The following is a 17589-nucleotide window of genomic DNA, read 5'->3' as shown; positions in this document are numbered from 1 at the left end:
TATCGATTGTAGGTATAAGGGATGAAAAGGCTTTGATAACCTGTTCCACGGTACCACCCTGATTCACGCTTATGATGCGTGCACTCATGAACAGCGAAATGCTGTCCTTTTTGATAACGGGTGAAGAACACCCGGCAGCCCCTAGTCGATCATCGATCATCTTTCAGGACTGCGCTCAGAGGTGAGTTCATTTTAAGAGGGCATTACCGGTTTTCAGCAAATCCGGCTCTCTGTGAATGCCTGTCATAAAACTACTTATCCTCTTCTACGCTTTTCTTATTCGGAGTTAAACCCTTAAAACATTAACGCTTTAAACCACTGAATTATTAAGTTGAAAAAATTCATATTGAGAGAGATTTCACTTAGATGAAGGTTTTAATTCTATTTAACTTTAAGGTGTGAATTTCTTATATTGAGGACTATCTTACGCCCATTTTTATCAGCCGTCAACACCCTTTTCGTGAATTATTAGATAATTTCGATTAATCTGTTTTTCTGTATCCGCTTACATTGTTGATATATTCACATTCCCTGGGACAAAAAAATTTTAGAGAATTTTTTAATTATGGAAGATGACAGCTGAAATGGGTTCAAATATTAAGAGGTTTGTAAAGACGATTTAAATATCGAGGGTTGCACTGGCAGACCCTGCCATTAAAAACTAAACTAAAACAAAAAAACTCACCAAAATGGTGAGTAAGAATTCGGTAAGATATGTAGTGCTGCCAGATGTGTAAATGGCGTCCCAGGAGAGATTCGAACTCCCGACCGACGGCTTAGAAGGCCGTTGCTCTATCCGGCTGAGCTACTGGGACGTATTGAATAATATCACTTGATTGAGATTAATTAACTTAACGACAAGATTTATTATATTAGACAAATGTTAAGAAGTCAACACTTTGTAAGATATTTTTTTATTATTGAGGGAAGACTTGCTTCCCTCAGTTATTATATTCAAATTAATTGCTTTTTACCAGTGAAAAATTTTGTGTCAGATCAGGAATCTTCCCATTAGATAAGTCATACACATCCAGTGTAACATCTTTTCCCCTGGCTTCCAGTATGACATATGTCTTTTCGTTTCTTCCTCTGGGCAGCTGTATGCTTCCAGGGTTAATAAATAATATCCCATCAGACATTTCAGCTCCCAGACCATGTGAATGGCCAAAACATACGATATCTGCTTCCATTTCACGTGCCCTGTATGACAGATTCATTAAGGTAGACTTAACGGAATATCTGTGGCCGTGTGTGACGAAAATGCGGATTCCCCCAGCTTCTTCTATTCTATCCTCCGGGAAAGCTGCCTCAAAGTCACAATTTCCTCTTACAGCAGCGTATCCTCTTAATGATTCATGATCTGCCTGAAGCTCAGAATCTCCGCAGTGAATCATCAAATCCATATCAGGATGCATTTCGCGAATTTGGCTAAGTTCAGAGGTTAACCCATGGCTATCACTTACAATCAGTACTTTCATGAGTTCTCCGCCCCGGCCAAGAAAGAAGGAAGCAGCTCCTCCAGCTTTTTGAGAGCATTCGCCCTATGGCTGATCTGGCTTTTTTCCTCCGGCATTAATTCAGCCATTGCTTTGCCTTTTGCTTCTGCAAAAAAGATAGGATCATAGCCAAATCCATAAGTCCCTCTTTTTTCTCTTAAGATATGGCCTTCACAAGTTCCTGCAGCTGTTTCAGTAGTTTTTCCGGGAGCAGCGATTGCAAGAGCGCAATAGAACCGAGCATGCCGCTTATGATCCGGGATGCTTTCGAGCTCATCGAGAACCTTGTCCATGTTTTTCTGGTCGTTTTTTTCTTCGCCTGCATAGCGGGCAGAATAGATGCCTGGCTTTCCTCCAAGCGCATCAATGATCAGCCCCGAATCATCGGCAATTACCATTCTTCCAAAAGCTTTAGAAACGGCTTCCGCTTTAAGAATGGCATTCTCTTCAAACGTGCTTCCTGTTTCCTCTACATCCTGAAAATCCGGATAATCCAGCATCGTTTTAACCTCATACCCAAGAGGCTTGAACATCCGTTCAAATTCTCTCGCTTTGCCCGCATTTTTAGTAGCGATAATAACTTCCTGCATGCTATGACCTCCCCTTAAGCTTTTCTCTTTTGCTTTGAATGCTTTCTGTGATTTTCTCCCCAAGGGCAGCCTTTTGAAACTCAAACAGCTCTGAAATCCCTTCCTGTGCAGCACCCAGCATTTCCTGCAGCTGGGTATAAGAAAAAGTCGCTTCTTCTCCAGTTCCCTGAAGTTCCACAAACTCACCGCTGCCAGTCATTACGACATTCATATCTACTTCAGCAGAGGAGTCTTCAATATAATTCAAATCCACTGCAGCCTGCTTATTTTTAAGAATTCCCACGCTTGTGGCAGCAAGGAAATCATTGATTGGGTAGTGAGTAAGCTTCTTGCTGCTGTACAGTTTATCCATCGCCTGTGCCATAGCAACAAAGGCTCCTGTAATGGATGCTGTCCGGGTCCCTCCATCCGCCTGGATTACGTCGCAATCAAGCCAAACCGTTCTTTCGCCAAGTGCATCAAGATCCACCACTGCACGGAGAGCACGGCCGATCAGGCGCTGGATTTCCATTGTTCTCCCTGAAATTTTCCCTTTTGCTGATTCCCTGATATTTCTCTGTTCTGTTGCTCTTGGAAGCATGGAATATTCAGCTGTTATCCAGCCTTTCCCCTGTCCCCTCATAAATGGAGGGACCCTCTCATCGATACTTGCTGTACAAATCACCTTCGTGTCTCCAACGGTTATAAGGACAGATCCCTCAGGATGCTTTAAGTAATCTGTTTCAATATGTATAGGCCTAAGCTGCTCAGGTTCACGTCCATCTGCACGCATAAGCTGATTCCCCCTTCTTTTGCTAAGATAAAAATTATTTAGTACGACATATGTATCATTTGCTCAGGTACATTGGCATGCCTTCATTTTACCAATAAAGAAGAGGCGGCATTAAATGCCAACCCCTTTTTCCTGTTACTATATAGTATAACAAAATCTGCTCTATTAAAAACTTCCTGTATTCACATTTTCAGGACGGGTTACAGGTTCAGATAGTTTTTGGCCATCCTCATTGACAATCTCTGCTTTGCCATCGACTGTGACCGCTACGCTTTCGATGCCCTTTTGTTCTGTCAGTGAAAGGACAAGGGCATTCAGCAAGTGCTTGGAAATCATTTTCTCTTCGAAGCTGCTGAAGACATTCTCATTGAAGTTTAATGTGACTTTTCCTTCTTCAATTTTTGGAGCTTCAAGCAGCTCTACATCCGGAAGGAAATCTGTCACCAGATTGGAAGCATAGTTCGGCCCTTTTATAAGTTCGGATACAACAGCTTCAACTTTATTGTCCATATCATTGCTGACACGCTTGGTGACAGGCACGTAATAATAGTTTTCTTCATCCCCGCCCAGATAATAAACGGTAACCGGCTTCGTATTAGTGATATCCACAACTTCTGTTGTATCCATGTTTATTCCATTGGCTCTGCTTAATGCCGAGCTGACCGGAGTGCCATTCACAGGCATCTCTTTTAATTCATGTCCGTTTAATGTCAGCTTAACTTTATCAATGGAATCAAACTGTGTGAGTGTCCAGGTAACTGATTGGAGAATGTTCTTTTCATCTTCTGGAGCATATTCCTGAAATTCTTTTGAAAAATCGACGGTTGCAACTTTATCTTTAATATTTACAGAAACTTTTGTATCAGCCGGAAGGACTGCACGGAAATCATTAGGAAGAAGCTCTGAAACAGGCCCGTTTTCTACCAGATACTCTAACGCCTGTGTAGCAACTGAATTAGTTTTTGGAAGATCAATTGTCTGGGGAACGACATACCCATTCTTATCAATCAAGTAAAGCTCTGTTTTAAGATTTGCCGTAACACCCTCTTCATTTTCGGCTGTTTCTTTTCCAGCTGTTTCTTCGGCAGCACTTTCGCCTTCATCGGTATAAGATACTGCTTTTGGCGGATCGACCTTTTCCTTCCCCTGGCTTCCAAACAATCCGCAGCCTGATAATAGAACAGATGATACCAGCACAGCTGACACTATAGACGTTTTTTTATTTATAGACATACATAATCCCCCCTGAGACAGTTTGTACTACATGTATACGAGCCTATCTGAAATTTAGACCGTCTTTTGGGATAAAAGTGTTAATAGATTTTTGACAAATTTGGACAAACCGAAGGAAAAGCGCAAGCGCCTTGCCCACCCCCGACACCTCGAGGGGGCAGGCGCTGGAGCTAGACAGTTATCGACGTTCAAAATTCTCTTATCTTTCATAGAAAAAGAAGCCCCCATAAGGAGCTTCTCTGTCAAATTTGTTTCTGCAGTTCATCTTTTACCAGGACAGCTTTGATTTTAAAATAATCTATTTCTTCCGGAAGTTCATCTTTAATTGGTTTAAGTTTGTCCCTTCCAGCTTTTTCAGCAGCCTGTAAAACAAGCTTTTCCTCAGTTTCATTGAAAATATCTGACCACTCGATTATATTGCCTTCTCTGATAGAGCGAAATATATGCTCCTGAATCGTTATCGGCGAGAAATTTCGCTTTTTGGCTATTTCCCTTATTGAATCTCCATCCTTGTAATAGTCAAAGGAAATTTGGTAGCTTGGACGATCATCTATAGGTTCCTCTTGTTTTGACGGCGCTTCTGCTGCAGGCTTAGGGGAAATATTGTGTTCTTCGGCAAATTCTCTAATAGCCTGGATAAAGTCTTCCCCATACTTTTCAAACTTCATTTGCCCTACACCTTTAATATTTAACATCATGTCTTTGCTGACGGGAAAATAGCGGCTCATTTCTTTTAATGCTGCATCAGCAAAAACTACGAAAGGAGGGACATTTTCCTCATCTGCAATCTTTTTCCTGAGCTTTCTCAGCATCTCGAAGAGTTCATTGTTCTCTTCTGTGTCCTGAACAGGCACAGGCACATTTATTTTCATGGATAATCTTTTCTGCCCCTTCAAAACGGGAACCGCACTGGCGGATAGCCTTACTGTCGGATATTTTCCATCTGTTAAAATCAGATAGTCCTCAGCAAGCAGATAGTTTATCATATCAGCAATCTCTTTTTCTTTGCGATTTTTCAGCAATCCAAATGTTGAAAGTTTATGAAAATTCATTTCGCGGATTCTCTTATTATTGGAGCCTTTCAAAACCTGGGCTGTCAAAGTAATGCCAAATCTCTCTCCCATTCGCTTAATGCATGAAAAAATCATTAAAGCTTCCTGAGTAATATCCATGCTTGTCCGTTCATCCAGACAGCTGCTGCATTTGCCGCATTGAATAGATTCAGCATTCTCATCAAAATATTCAATGATATAGGACTGGAGGCATTTTTCTGTATGGCAGTAATTAACCATATCCTTAAGCTTGCTGTATTCCTGCTCCATTTTTTGTTGATTCAGACTGCTCTCCTCTATCAAAAACTTCTGCAGCTGGATATCCTGAGGGGCAAACAGCAGGTAGCAGGTGCTATCCACGCCATCTCTGCCAGCCCTTCCCGCTTCCTGATAATAGGCTTCAATGTTCCGCGGAAGATTATAGTGGATGACATACCTGACATTGGATTTATCAATCCCCATTCCAAAAGCATTCGTTGCAATCATAATGTCTGATTCATCGTATACAAAGGCATCCTGCGCTTCTTTTCGTTCTTCTTCCTTTAGGCCTGCATGATATTTGGCAGATGAGCAGTTCTTGCCTTTTAAAAATTGGTACAGCTGGTCCGTTTCCTTGCGGCTTGAAGTGTATATAATTCCCGCTTCGTTTTTATGTTTCTTTATGGTCTGCAATATAAAGTCCCTTTTGTTAACACCTTTCAAAACGTGGAAAGATAAATTCTCCCTTGCAAAACCAGTAATGAACGTATTTTCCTGTTTAATGTTTAAAAGCCTGCGAATATCATCTGCAACATCCCGTGTTGCTGTTGCTGTCAAAGCAGTGATTACAGGTTTCTGGTTCAGGCTGTTAAGCTCAGCGACGACGGAACGATAACTTGGTCTGAAGTCATGCCCCCATTGAGAGATGCAGTGCGCCTCATCAAAGACGATAGCACTAATCGAAATAACGTTTAATAATTCCAAAAAGGCCATGGAACCAAATCGTTCCGGCGCCACATACACGAGCTTATATTCACCATTACGTATTCCGGCCACAACATGCTGATACTCGGCAGAAGACAGTGTGCTGTTGATAAAAGCAGCCGGGATGCCGGCAAGGCTAAGGGCATCTACTTGATCTTTCATCAGGGAAATTAAGGGAGAAATCACAATGGCCGTTCCGGGGAGTACAAGAGCGGGTATTTGAAAGCAGATTGACTTTCCGCCTCCAGTTGGGAGAATGCCAAGAGTATTGGTATGAGAAAGGATATTTTGAATAATCTCCTGTTGACCGGGGCGGAAAGAGGTATATCCAAAATATTTTTTCAGATAGCTTTCGGCTTGTGCCAGCAAATTGATCACCAACTCAACTAATATATTTTGTCTTTCATTCTCATGATACCAAAGCTTTTTTAAAAAGTAATCCTAAAAGAAAAGCGGAAGCGCCTTGCCCACGAAGGAACGCAGACTAAGAACGCCACGTCCTGTGGCAACGTCTGCATGACCCCCATCCTGGGGGCCTCACCTCAAGGGGGTAGGCGCTCCTCCTAAAAGCTAGCGCTTTTAGTCGTGCGATGATAAAGCTGTCGAAGCATTCCTTGTGGAGCTAGACAGTTATTCGCGTTCAAAATTTTATACTTAACTTTAAAAAACACCTTCTAAAAAAGTTCAGAAGATGTCTGCATTTGTTAAAGCGATATTTTTTCTACGGTATTTACAGGAAACCCCAGCCACTTTGAAGCAATTTTAGAAAAAATGGCCGTTGAGCCCGTTGTGCAGAATTTATATTCAGGGTTCTCAGCCACAGCTTTAAGCATTCCATAGTGATGCAGGATGGTACTTGCTTCCCTTGCTGTTTCCTCACCGGAACTGATGACATTTACGTCTTTTCCCATTACATTTTGAATAATTGGTTCTAATAAAGGATAATGGGTACATCCGAGAATGAGTGTATCCATTCCTTTGCCTTTAATAGGCTGAAGAGTCTCTGCCACGATCTTTTTGGCAACAGAGCCTTCATACTCCCCGCTCTCTACAAGAGGAACGAATTTAGGGCATGCCAGACTATGCACATGAGATCTCCTGTTTAACTGAATCAGCGCATTTTCATATGCCTTGCTTTTGACTGTGCCTTCTGTGCCAATGACACCAATTTTATGATTTTTCGTTACTTTTATAGCTGTTCTGGCCCCAGGGAAAATGACACCGATAACCGGTATTCTCAGTTCCCTGCGTATTTCTTCCAGGGCTACAGCAGTAGCAGTATTACAGGCAATGATCAGCATTTTAATATTTTTGCCAAGCAAGTATTTCGTCAATTGCCAGGTAAAAGATTTTACCTCGTCACCAGGCCGGGGGCCATAGGGGCATCGGGCTGTATCTCCGAGGTAAACAATATCTTCATTTGGCAGCTGACGCATAATTTCTTTTGCGACTGTTAAGCCTCCGACTCCGGAGTCAATAATTCCTATAGGTTGTTTCACAAGTACCGCCTCATTCTCCTCGCATATCATGGTGTAATTTCATTAAGTTATCTTTTAAGAACAAGACCTCATTATGTGAAGAATTTTTAAGAACTTCTTTTAGATAATCCTGGCGTTTCTTTATAACTTCTTCAATAATCCGCTCTCCTTCTTCAAGCAGATGGATCCTGACCACTCTTCGGTCATTTGGGTCTTTAACCCTCTTCACAAGGGTGTTTTTCTCCATTCTGTCAACAAGATCTGTTGTCGTGCTGCATGCAAGATACATTTTGTTTGAAAGCTCACCGATGGTCATATCGCCTTCTTCAAAAAGCCATTGCAATGCAACAAACTGAGGAGGGGTAATGGTGAAATCACTTAGAATTTCCCTTCCCTTCTGCTTGATAATGCCGGATATGTATCTTAAGTCTTTCTCAATTTCAGCTACAACATCATTTATTTCATTTGTTTTAGGATCTTCAAGCTTCATTCTTAAACACTCCCATTTAAGCTTTTACGACGTTTTCTGCCCTTGTGCATTATTTTCACCTTTTTCCGTAAAAATTTCAAGACAGAAATAAATCCAATAATGTAAAAATCCCTTTATAAATGTGATAACCGGCTTCCCAGAAGGGTAGCCGGTCTAAATTAAAGTTCTAGCTCTCCCATTCGAAGGAGCTCTACAACAGCTTGTGATCGCCCCTTTACACCAAGCTTTTGCATGGCATTGGAAATGTGGTTCCGAACCGTTTTTTCACTTATAAACAATTCACCAGCGATTTCCCTTGTTGTTTTATCTTGTACTAACAATTCGAATACTTCTCTTTCTCGTTTGGTGAGTAACGGCTTGTGAGTATATTCGTTCTCCTTCAAGTATTGTAACCCTCCTTGCCTTTCGCCAGCTATGAACCGCGGGATGGGTATATATTTAGTCACCATATCATATGTCAGCAAAACAGCCGAAGTGACTATATTTAGTGAAAGGAGAAAGTTATTTTCAAAAATGTGCCATTGTGCCGTTAGGCTCGTACTTTAACCCCGCTTTTCAGCATTTCTTTCATTTCTGCGGTCCAAGGCACACCCTTGCCTGTCACCTTTGATATCTGCACCATCGTCCCCCTGCCGGTGAAGCAAACTGAACCGTCTGATTTCTTGCCCATATAATGAAGATCAACAGAAGAATTACCTATTGAATCAGCTTTTACATATATTTGTATCTCTTCATCAAAGAAAACCTGGCAGATAAAATCGCATTGGAGGTCTGCTACGACTGGTATGGTTTCATTATCAGGCATTACCCAGTCCTGCATGAAGCCTTTACTTTTGAAAAATTCTATCCGTGCTTCTTCATAATATGTGAATGGAACGGTATTGTTCAAATGTCCAAACATATCTGTTTCAGAAAATCTGACTTTTACTGGATGAAAGAAAATGAATTCTTCTTCCCATTTTTTATAATCGTCAATATAGCTCAATTTTTTCATGCTGGTTCCTCCCGGCTATTTATGAATGAGCGCTCACTCTGCTGTATTTATTATAGTGTTTTTTGAATTATTTGAAAACCAAAACCTTTCAGCTTTGAATGCAAAAACCCCTCTCCAAAAAGGAAAGGGGTTTTAAGATGTTTAGATCTGGTCGCTTCCAAAGAAGTTTTTGAAAGACTGGAATGTTGTATCGCGGTTAAGTGCCGCGATGGATGTTGTTAAAGGAATGCCTTTCGGGCAGGACTGTACGCAGTTTTGAGAGTTTCCGCAGTTGGCTAGTCCGCCATCACCCATGATTTGCTCCAGGCGTTCTGCTTTATTCATTTCACCAGTTGGGTGAGCATTGAACAAACGAACCTGTGATAAAGGAGCTGGCCCGATAAAGTCAGATTTGCTGTTTACATTCGGGCATGCTTCCAGACAAACACCGCATGTCATGCACTTTGACAGTTCATATGCCCATTGGCGCTTTCTCTCAGGCATACGCGGTCCTGGTCCCAAATCATAAGTACCATCGATCGGAATCCACGCTTTTACCTTTTTCAAGGAGTCAAACATACGGCTTCTGTTGACCTGCAGGTCACGGACTACAGGGAACGTGCGCATCGGCTCAAGACGGATCGGCTGTTCCAGCTGATCTACAAGTGCCGTACATGACTGGCGGGGCTTTCCATTAATAATCATTGAACATGCACCGCAGACTTCTTCAAGGCAGTTCATATCCCATGCGATCGGAGAAGTATGTTCACCCTTCACGTTGACCGGATTACGGCGAATTTCCATAAGGGCAGAAATAACATTCATATTTGGACGGTAATCTATTTCGAACTCTTCCTGATAAGGGGCTGAATCAGGAGTATCCTGGCGGCTGATTACAAAACGGACTGTTTTAGTTTTTGTTTCTTGCATGGATTAATTCTCCCCTTTCTTTTTGGAATAGTCACGCTTACGCGGTTTAATTAAGCTTACATCAATGTCTTCATAATGGAATGCTGGAGCGGAATTTGCATCAACAAACTTCGCCATTGTTGTTTTCATGAATTCCTCATCATTACGCTCTGGGAAATCCGGCTTATAGTGGGCACCGCGGCTTTCATTACGGTTGTAGGCACCAATTGTAATAACACGTGCCAATTGAAGCATATTCTGCAATTGGCGCGTAAAGCTTGCACCCTGATTGCTCCATTTCGCAGTGTCGTTAATATTGATGTTTTTATAGCGCTCCATAAGTTCAACAATTTTTTCATCTGTTTTCAAAAGCCTGTCATTGTGGCGGACAACCGTTACATTGTCTGTCATCCATTCACCAAGCTCTTTATGAAGGACATATGCATTCTCTGTGCCATCAAGAGACATGATATTATTCCATTTTTCTTCTTCCTGTTTTACATGGCGGTCAAATAATGATGATGGCAGATCTTCAGCACTCTTATCCAGGCCGCTGATATATTTGACAGCATTCGGACCTGCCACCATACCGCCGTAAATGGCTGATAGCAGTGAGTTTGCGCCCAGACGGTTGGCACCGTGCTGAGAATAATCACATTCACCTGCAGCAAATAAGCCAGGAATATTTGTCATCTGATCATAGTCAACCCATAGTCCGCCCATTGAATAGTGGACAGCAGGGAAGATTTTCATTGGCACTTTACGAGGGTCTTCACCCTGGAATTTCTCATAGATTTCAATGATTCCGCCAAGCTTGATATCAAGCTCTTTAGGATCTTTATGGGAAAGATCAAGATAGACCATGTTCTCCCCATTAATGCCAAGCTTCTGGTTAACACACACGTCAAAAATTTCACGGGTTGCAATATCACGAGGCACCAGGTTTCCATATGCAGGATATTTCTCCTCAAGGAAATACCATGGTTTTCCATCTTTATATGTCCAGACTCGTCCGCCTTCACCGCGCGCAGATTCACTCATTAGGCGAAGCTTATCGTCTCCCGGAATAGCGGTTGGGTGAATTTGAATAAATTCTCCATTTGAATAATAAGCGCCCTGCTGATAAACGATTGAAGCAGCCGATCCAGTATTGATAACCGAGTTAGTGGATTTTCCGAAGATAATTCCAGGTCCGCCGGAAGCCATAATTACAGCATCTGCAGCAAATGACTTGATCTCCATAGAAGTCAGGTTCTGGGCAACGACGCCTTTACAAGCTCCATCATCGTCGATTACTGCCCCCAGGAATTCCCAGCCTTCGTACTTTGTTACTAACCCTGCCACTTCATGGCGGCGGACCTGCTCGTCCATCGCATAAAGAAGCTGCTGACCTGTTGTAGCACCAGCGAATGCTGTACGGTGATGCTGTGTTCCGCCAAAGCGGCGGAAATCCAGCAGTCCCTCAGGTGTACGATTAAACATAACACCCATACGGTCAAATAAGTGAATAATTCCTGGTGCTGCCTCTGCCATTGCTTTAACAGGCGGCTGGTTTGCCAGGAAGTCTCCGCCATAAATTGTATCGTCAAAATGAATCCAAGGAGAATCGCCTTCCCCTTTTGTATTTACTGCTCCGTTGATGCCGCCCTGGGCACAAACAGAGTGAGAACGTTTAACCGGCACTAAAGAAAATAATTCAACCGGAGTCCCGGATTCTGCAACTTTAATTGTCGCCATTAAACCGGCTAATCCGCCGCCGACAACTATAACCTTTCCTTTACCCATAGTGACTCACTCCCTAATTACTAGTACAACTTAGAAAAGCGCAGAGCGCCTGCCTATCGCGCTTAAAGCCAGACTGCTTCTCAAAGCTGCAATATTATTGGCACGTTTATAAATCCGAGTTCTAATAGTCTTTTATTGTCTTTTAAATAAATGCTGTAAGAGCACGTACACCAACAATAGATAGTGCAATGAAGATTCCGATCGTTACATACGTGGAAATGACCTGTGAACGAGGAGATACTGTAATTCCCCAGCTGACAAGGAATGACCAAAGCCCATTAGCAAAGTGGAAAATTGCAGAAATGACTCCAATAATATAGAACCAGAACATAAATGGATTAGATAGGATGTTCTCCATCATCTGAAAGTTAACTTCTGCTCCAAAGGCAGCCTGTACACGTGTTTCCCAAACATGCCATGCAACAAAAACCAGTGTAATGACACCTGAAACACGCTGCAGCATAAACATCCAGTTACGGAAGTATCCATACCTGCTTGTGTTATTTTTCGCAGTAAAAGCAATATAAAGGCCATAGATTGCGTGGAACAGCAAAGGTAGATAGATTACAAACGTTTCAAGGAATATTCTGAATGGAAGACTTTCCATGAAATGCGCCGCATTATTAAAAGATTCCTCTCCCCCTGTTGCAAAATGATTCACTACAAGGTGCTGCACCAAAAACAAACCAACCGGTATAACCCCAAGTAATGAATGCAATCTGCGATTAAAAAACTCACGATTACCTGCCATAAACTTTCCCCCCTGATTTTAAAAAAATGATGCTGAGCCCCCGCTCAGGACATCATCTCGAAAATGTTATTCATTTTCTTACAATTATGTGACATGTCCATTTTACTCCCAAGATAATAGAGCGTCAAGAAAACGGATACATAAAATGTTCCATATTAATAAAATTTTTAAAAAATATTAACAGCTAAAAAACATATATTATTCTGCGGTTCAATATGACCTAGTTGCCGGTCTCCAGTATACTGAAATAGTAATTATTTCTATGCAAATCGTTCTATTTTTTCCCGAATTGATATTAACTCCCTCAGCATATTGTATATAATAGAATCATAGAAAGAGGGGAGACTATTGAGCGAATTAGCATCTGCGAAATCCACTAATGAAGATCACATACAGACAGTTCCGGTATTTGGCTATGAACTAATCCGGGAAGTGCTGCTGCATGACCTATTGGGAAATGAAGCACCTGAAATTTTATATTGGGCCGGCAAAAGGATCGCACGCATGTATCCTCTTAAAACAGCCGGCCAGATTGCCGAGTTTTTTATAAACGCCGGCTGGGGAAATCTTTCCATCGCAAACGAATCAAAACATGAAATTGAAATGGAATTATCAAGCCAGCTGATTGCAGACCGCTGCAAAAAGAATAATAACTGCACTTTTCAGCTTGAGGCCGGTTTTATAGCCCAGCAAATTGAACTTCAAAAAGAAGTCATTTGTGAGGCATTTGAACATCCCCGCAAAAAAACTGGCAAAATCCTTATTACGGTGAAGTGGGATAAAAAGGATCCTGCTGAGTAATATCATATGTACGAACAATGAGCTATCAATTTTGATAGCTTATTGTTTGATATTCCTGGAATTAAGCCTTAACCGGAGAAACTGACAGCTTAAATGCATCATGCAAAGCATCAACGGCATCAATCATTTTGCTGTTTTCAACAACTGCCGAGACTTTAATTTCTGACGTGCTTACCATTTTCACCTGTATTTCATTCGCGGAAAGCACTTCGAACATTTCTGCAGCCACACCCGGATTCGAAATCATACCTGAGCCAACAATCGAAACCTTGGCAAGGCCGGATTCCCATTCAATGCGGTCATAATTTAATTGTTCTCTATACTTTTCAAGCACTTTTACTGTATCAGTGAGATCTTCATTCTTTATTGAAAATGAAAGGTTTGTCTTCTGAGCTTCTGTCATGCTCTGGATAATGATATCAACATTAATGTGATTTTTGGCAAGCGCCGAGAAAATAGTAGACAATCCAGTCAGTGAATTAGGAAGACCCAGAATCGTCACTCTTGTTATATCATCCTCAAAAGCCACACCGCGCACGACTAAGTTTTGTTCCATTTTTACTTCCTCCTCAATGATTGTTCCGGCTTCCTTCTCAATGCTTGAACGCACTTCAAGGGGAAGTCCATAGTTTTTAGCAAATTCGACTGCTCTTGGATGGAGCACACCAGCCCCCAAGTTGGCCAGCTCAAGCATTTCATCGTAGGAAACAGAATATAATTTTCTGGCATTCTTTATAAAGCGGGGATCTGATGTAAATACCCCGGTTACATCAGTATAAATATCACATTTATCTGCTTTAAGTGCTGCAGCCAGTGCAACAGCAGTTGTATCAGAACCGCCCCGGCCAAGTGTAGTGATGGAACCATCTTCAGTCATCCCCTGGAAGCCTGCCACAATAACAATTTTCCCTTGGTTTAATTGACCCTGAATGGTACCTGGATCAATATTCACTATCCTCGCATTGCCATGGACCGGTTCTGTCTTAATGCCTGCCTGCCACCCTGTAAAAGAAACGGCGGGATGCCCTTTCGCATTTAAAGCCATCGCCAATAAAGAGATCGTCACCTGTTCACCAGTTGTAAGCAGCATGTCCATTTCCCTTTTATCAGGTGAGGGGGAAATCTCCCTTGCCATGCCAACCAGCTGATCAGTCGTTTTGCCCATTGCCGAAACAACCACAACAACATCATTTCCCCGATTCTTTTCTTCAATTACCCGATTGGCGACATTTTGAATTCTGTCTACAGTCCCCACGGAGGTGCCCCCGAATTTCTGAACAATGATTCCCACAGCTTTCCCTTCTTTCTAAAGATCTAATAATTATGATTTGCCGTCCTTTGTAAGTGAAACTTGAAAGTTCACTCTGCTGTATTTAACAGTGGCTTTAACTCTAAAATACCCTTTTGGGCAATAAAAAAAGCAATGGAATAGTTTACTATCCCATTGCTGTGCAGCCAAAGTATAAAAATGAGCAAACACAGTGAGATAGCTCTCCAGGACGGCATTGTCCTGACAATCCTGCATTTGTTCAATGCAGAACCAGCAGAAAAAATGATGAGATTTTCTCCACTTCGGCGAACATACCCTTTCAAAGCTTTTCATGGAAGCTCATTCTTCTCCAAGCTTTTACTGATGAAGTTCGCACCTCTACCTTCACTTAACGATTCAGTTCACAGTTCAAAAACTTCGTTTGAACTATATGAACATACGCTTTATCGCTATAAAGTGATATTGATATAAAGTTTCAATTAGTATAACATGTCTGAATTTTTCTGTCTATATCCATTTATGACTTAGGATTTCCATTTTGTTCCTCAAGCCTCTGTTTTAATTCCTCAGCAACATTCGCAGGAATGCCTATTTTCCTAAACTCCTCGATTGGTGCCTCTTTCATTTTCTTTACAGATCCAAAGGCTTTCAGCAGCTGTTTCTTTCGTTTTTCTCCTATGCCCGGAATATCATCAAGAATAGACTGAAAGGCACTTTTTCCGCGAAGCTGGCGATGAAAAGTAATCGCAAAGCGATGAACCTCGTCCTGAATTCTCTGCAGCAGATAAAATTCCTGGCTGTTCCTTGCAAGCGGAATAATTTGAAGCGGATTACCATATAAGAGCTGTGAAGTCCTGTGCTTCTCATCCTTCACCAGGCCTGAAATCGGAATATCCAGACCGAGTTCATTTTCAAGCACATCCCGTACAGCTTCAACATGCCCTTTTCCCCCATCAATCATAATTAAGTCCGGAAGCGGCAGCTCTTCTTTCAGTACCCTTGTATATCTTCGCCGGACTACTTCTCTCATGGATCCATAGTCATCAGGGCCTTTAACGGACTTAATTTTATATTTACGGTACTCTCTTTTCTCTGGTTTGCCATCAATAAAGACGATCATGGCTGAAACAGGGTCCGTTCCCTGGATATTTGAATTATCAAATGCTTCTATCCGGTGAGGAGTATAAATTCCAAGCTGATCCCCCAGATTTTCTACAGCCTTAATTGTCCGTTCCTCATCACGCTCAATTAAAGAAAACTTCTCCTGAAGAGCAATTTTTGCATTTTTATAGGCAAGCTTCACCAGGTCCTTTTTTTGCCCGCGCTGCGGTTTTAGCACTTTAACATCCAGAAGCTGTTCTGCCATAACAGCATCAACCGAATCCGGTGCCAATATTTCACGCGGTTTAAAATGGTTTGTTTTTGTATAAAACTGGCCGAGAAAAGTTAAGATTTCTTCCTCCGGCTCATTATAAATAGGGAACATTGATACATCCCGTTCAATGAGTTTGCCCTGTCTGATGAAGAATACCTGAACACACATCCATCCTTTATCAACCGCATACCCAAATACATCCCGGTCGGTAAAGTCTGTCATTGTCATTTTCTGCTTTTCCATCGTTGCATCTATATGGGCAATTTTATCCCTGAGCTCTTTTGCCCTTTCAAAGTCCAATTCTTCAGCAGCCGCTGTCATCTTTGCAGTCAGGTCTTTTTTAATCTCTTTATATCCGCCATTTAAGAATTTTGCAATCTCATCTGTCATTTGCTTATATTCGTCTTCACTTACGTCCTTCACGCATGGCGCAAGACATTGGCCTAAATGATAATAAAGGCAGACTCTGTCCGGAAGAGTTGAACATTTGCGGAGAGGATAAATTCGATCAAGCAGCTTTTTTGTTTCATTGGCAGCCTGTACATTGGGATAAGGTCCGAAGTATTTTCCCCTGTCTTTTTTTACTTTTCTAGTTGTAATCAGACGGGGATGGCGTTCGGCCGTCAATTTGATAAAAGGGTAGCTTTTATCGTCTTTCAGCATTACATTATACTTCGGATCATATTTCTTGATCAGGTTCATCTCAAGGATCAATGCTTCCATATCTGAAGAAGTGACAATGTACTCAAAATCTACGATCTCATTAACAAGTCTTAATGTTTTTCCATCATGTGAGCCTGTAAAATAGGATCTGACACGATTTTTCAGGATTTTTGCCTTTCCTACGTATATAATGGTGCCCTGCCTGTCTTTCATTAAATAACAGCCCGGCTGGGCGGGAAGCAGCATCAGTTTATTTTTTATCGTATCATTCATGGACTTCACCTCCCCGGTTAACTATTTTTATTGCAGTTCAATTTATTCATTATTTGGCATAATCAATTTGGGGTGCAAGCTAGTAATAAAACTTAGTTTGCGCTGGAAGCAAACCAATATTATTTAGCCTCCAATATGCAGATGGCACATTATTACCATCTTATTATATCAGCCTGGAAACCTGCAGCATATCAACAAAACCCATATGACAAAAAAATCCCGATGTCCTCTTGGGACACCGGGAAATTTCTTATAGATTAAGCATGTTTTGTAAGCAATTCAGCAAGAGCTTCTTTCGGCTGGAAACCAACCACTTTATCTACAACTTCGCCTTCTTTTAGAACGATTAATGTCGGAATGCTCATTACGCCAAACTTGCCAGCAGTTTCCTGGTTTTCGTCAACATCGATTTTTACAATTTTCACTTTATCGCCCATTTCAGAATCAAGCTCTTCTAAAACAGGGGCGATCATTTTACAAGGGCCGCACCAAGGAGCCCAGAAATCTGCCAATACTAATCCCGAACCAGTCTCAGCAGTGAAGTTTTGGTCAGTTGCATGTGAAATAGCCATTTGATATGCCTCCTAAAATTTAACTCAAATACTAACGACAGTATATCATCGTTTATTATATGTTGCGAACAATCTGCTCGATCGTAATTTACCCTATTTGGAGCAGATTATTCTCTTTCTTTCCCTATTGGCACTATGTATAA

The 17589-nt window shown here is 41.6% G+C and carries 16 protein-coding genes, 1 tRNA gene, 1 riboswitch and 1 other annotated feature; of the genes, 1 reads left to right on the top strand and 16 read right to left on the bottom strand.

The genetic code is table 11. The features are described 5' to 3' along the window. Window positions 1-14 precede the first annotated feature (14 nt). Window positions 15-277, bottom strand: a binding site (T-box leader). A 461-nt stretch (window positions 278-738) separates the two neighbouring features. The 13 genes from QUF73_22860 to QUF73_22800 form a co-directional block, all read right to left on the bottom strand. Beyond that, window positions 739-815 (bottom strand) — tRNA-Arg (locus QUF73_22860). A gap of 144 nt (window positions 816-959) precedes the next feature. Beyond that, window positions 960-1478: a metallophosphoesterase gene (locus QUF73_22855; protein MDM5228949.1), complete on the bottom strand. Its 519-nt coding sequence runs from the start codon at window positions 1476-1478 to the stop codon at window positions 960-962. After that, window positions 1475-2086, bottom strand: a complete 612-nt coding sequence (locus QUF73_22850; GenBank protein ID MDM5228948.1) for an XTP/dITP diphosphatase — start codon at window positions 2084-2086, stop codon at window positions 1475-1477. The genes QUF73_22855 and QUF73_22850 overlap by 4 nt, the downstream gene beginning before the upstream one ends. Before the next feature lies 1 nt (window position 2087). Then, window positions 2088-2858: a ribonuclease PH gene (gene rph, locus QUF73_22845; GenBank protein MDM5228947.1), complete on the bottom strand. Its 771-nt coding sequence runs from the start codon at window positions 2856-2858 to the stop codon at window positions 2088-2090. Window positions 2859-3023: 165 nt separating this feature from the next. Continuing rightward, the gene (locus QUF73_22840; protein MDM5228946.1) at window positions 3024-4091 is read right to left on the bottom strand and encodes a GerMN domain-containing protein; all 1068 of its coding nucleotides are present in this window, start codon (window positions 4089-4091) and stop codon (window positions 3024-3026) included. A 242-nt stretch (window positions 4092-4333) separates the two neighbouring features. After that, window positions 4334-6475, bottom strand: coding sequence for a DNA helicase RecQ (gene recQ, locus QUF73_22835; GenBank protein MDM5228945.1), 2142 nt, complete (start codon window positions 6473-6475; stop codon window positions 4334-4336). A 335-nt stretch (window positions 6476-6810) separates the two neighbouring features. Next, window positions 6811-7605 carry a glutamate racemase gene (gene racE / locus QUF73_22830; protein ID MDM5228944.1) on the bottom strand — a complete coding sequence of 265 codons (795 nt, stop codon included), beginning with the start codon at window positions 7603-7605 and terminating at the stop codon, window positions 6811-6813. 10 nt (window positions 7606-7615) lie between these two features. Then, window positions 7616-8074: a MarR family transcriptional regulator gene (locus QUF73_22825; protein MDM5228943.1), complete on the bottom strand. Its 459-nt coding sequence runs from the start codon at window positions 8072-8074 to the stop codon at window positions 7616-7618. A gap of 158 nt (window positions 8075-8232) precedes the next feature. After that, the gene (locus QUF73_22820; GenBank protein ID MDM5228942.1) at window positions 8233-8457 is read right to left on the bottom strand and encodes a response regulator transcription factor; all 225 of its coding nucleotides are present in this window, start codon (window positions 8455-8457) and stop codon (window positions 8233-8235) included. A gap of 146 nt (window positions 8458-8603) precedes the next feature. Continuing rightward, window positions 8604-9068, bottom strand: coding sequence for a thioesterase family protein (locus tag QUF73_22815; GenBank protein ID MDM5228941.1), 465 nt, complete (start codon window positions 9066-9068; stop codon window positions 8604-8606). A gap of 141 nt (window positions 9069-9209) precedes the next feature. Next, entirely contained in the window at window positions 9210-9977 is a 768-nt protein-coding gene (sdhB, locus tag QUF73_22810) for a succinate dehydrogenase iron-sulfur subunit (protein MDM5228940.1), read from the bottom strand. 3 nt (window positions 9978-9980) lie between these two features. Beyond that, window positions 9981-11741 (bottom strand): succinate dehydrogenase flavoprotein subunit, encoded by a 1761-nt coding sequence (gene sdhA / locus QUF73_22805; GenBank protein ID MDM5228939.1) that lies wholly within the window; start codon window positions 11739-11741, stop codon window positions 9981-9983. Window positions 11742-11883: 142 nt separating this feature from the next. Continuing rightward, the gene (locus QUF73_22800) at window positions 11884-12492 is read right to left on the bottom strand and encodes a succinate dehydrogenase cytochrome b558 subunit (protein ID MDM5228938.1); all 609 of its coding nucleotides are present in this window, start codon (window positions 12490-12492) and stop codon (window positions 11884-11886) included. A 348-nt stretch (window positions 12493-12840) separates the two neighbouring features. Here QUF73_22800 and QUF73_22795 point away from each other — a divergent pair, with 348 nt between their 5' ends. Continuing rightward, window positions 12841-13293: a YslB family protein gene (locus QUF73_22795; protein ID MDM5228937.1), complete on the top strand. Its 453-nt coding sequence runs from the start codon at window positions 12841-12843 to the stop codon at window positions 13291-13293. A 61-nt stretch (window positions 13294-13354) separates the two neighbouring features. Here the strand turns inward: QUF73_22795 and QUF73_22790 are convergent, their stop codons facing one another. From QUF73_22790 to trxA, 3 genes are all read right to left on the bottom strand, one after another. Then, the gene (locus QUF73_22790; GenBank protein ID MDM5228936.1) at window positions 13355-14584 is read right to left on the bottom strand and encodes an aspartate kinase; all 1230 of its coding nucleotides are present in this window, start codon (window positions 14582-14584) and stop codon (window positions 13355-13357) included. Window positions 14585-14772: 188 nt separating this feature from the next. Next, window positions 14773-14952, bottom strand: a riboswitch (Lysine riboswitch). A gap of 128 nt (window positions 14953-15080) precedes the next feature. Beyond that, a complete protein-coding gene (uvrC, locus tag QUF73_22785; GenBank protein ID MDM5228935.1) occupies window positions 15081-16874 on the bottom strand; it encodes an excinuclease ABC subunit UvrC in 1794 nt (597 codons plus the stop codon). A gap of 257 nt (window positions 16875-17131) precedes the next feature. Continuing rightward, the gene (gene trxA, locus QUF73_22780; protein ID MDM5228934.1) at window positions 17132-17446 is read right to left on the bottom strand and encodes a thioredoxin; all 315 of its coding nucleotides are present in this window, start codon (window positions 17444-17446) and stop codon (window positions 17132-17134) included. Between the last annotated feature and the right edge of the window lie 143 nt (window positions 17447-17589).

The organism is Cytobacillus sp. NJ13, assembly GCA_030348385.1.
Taxonomy (GTDB): Bacteria; Bacillota; Bacilli; order Bacillales; family Cytobacillaceae; genus Cytobacillus.
Note: the sequence above shows the minus strand (reverse complement) of the source record. Positions and strands in the feature narration are given on the sequence as shown.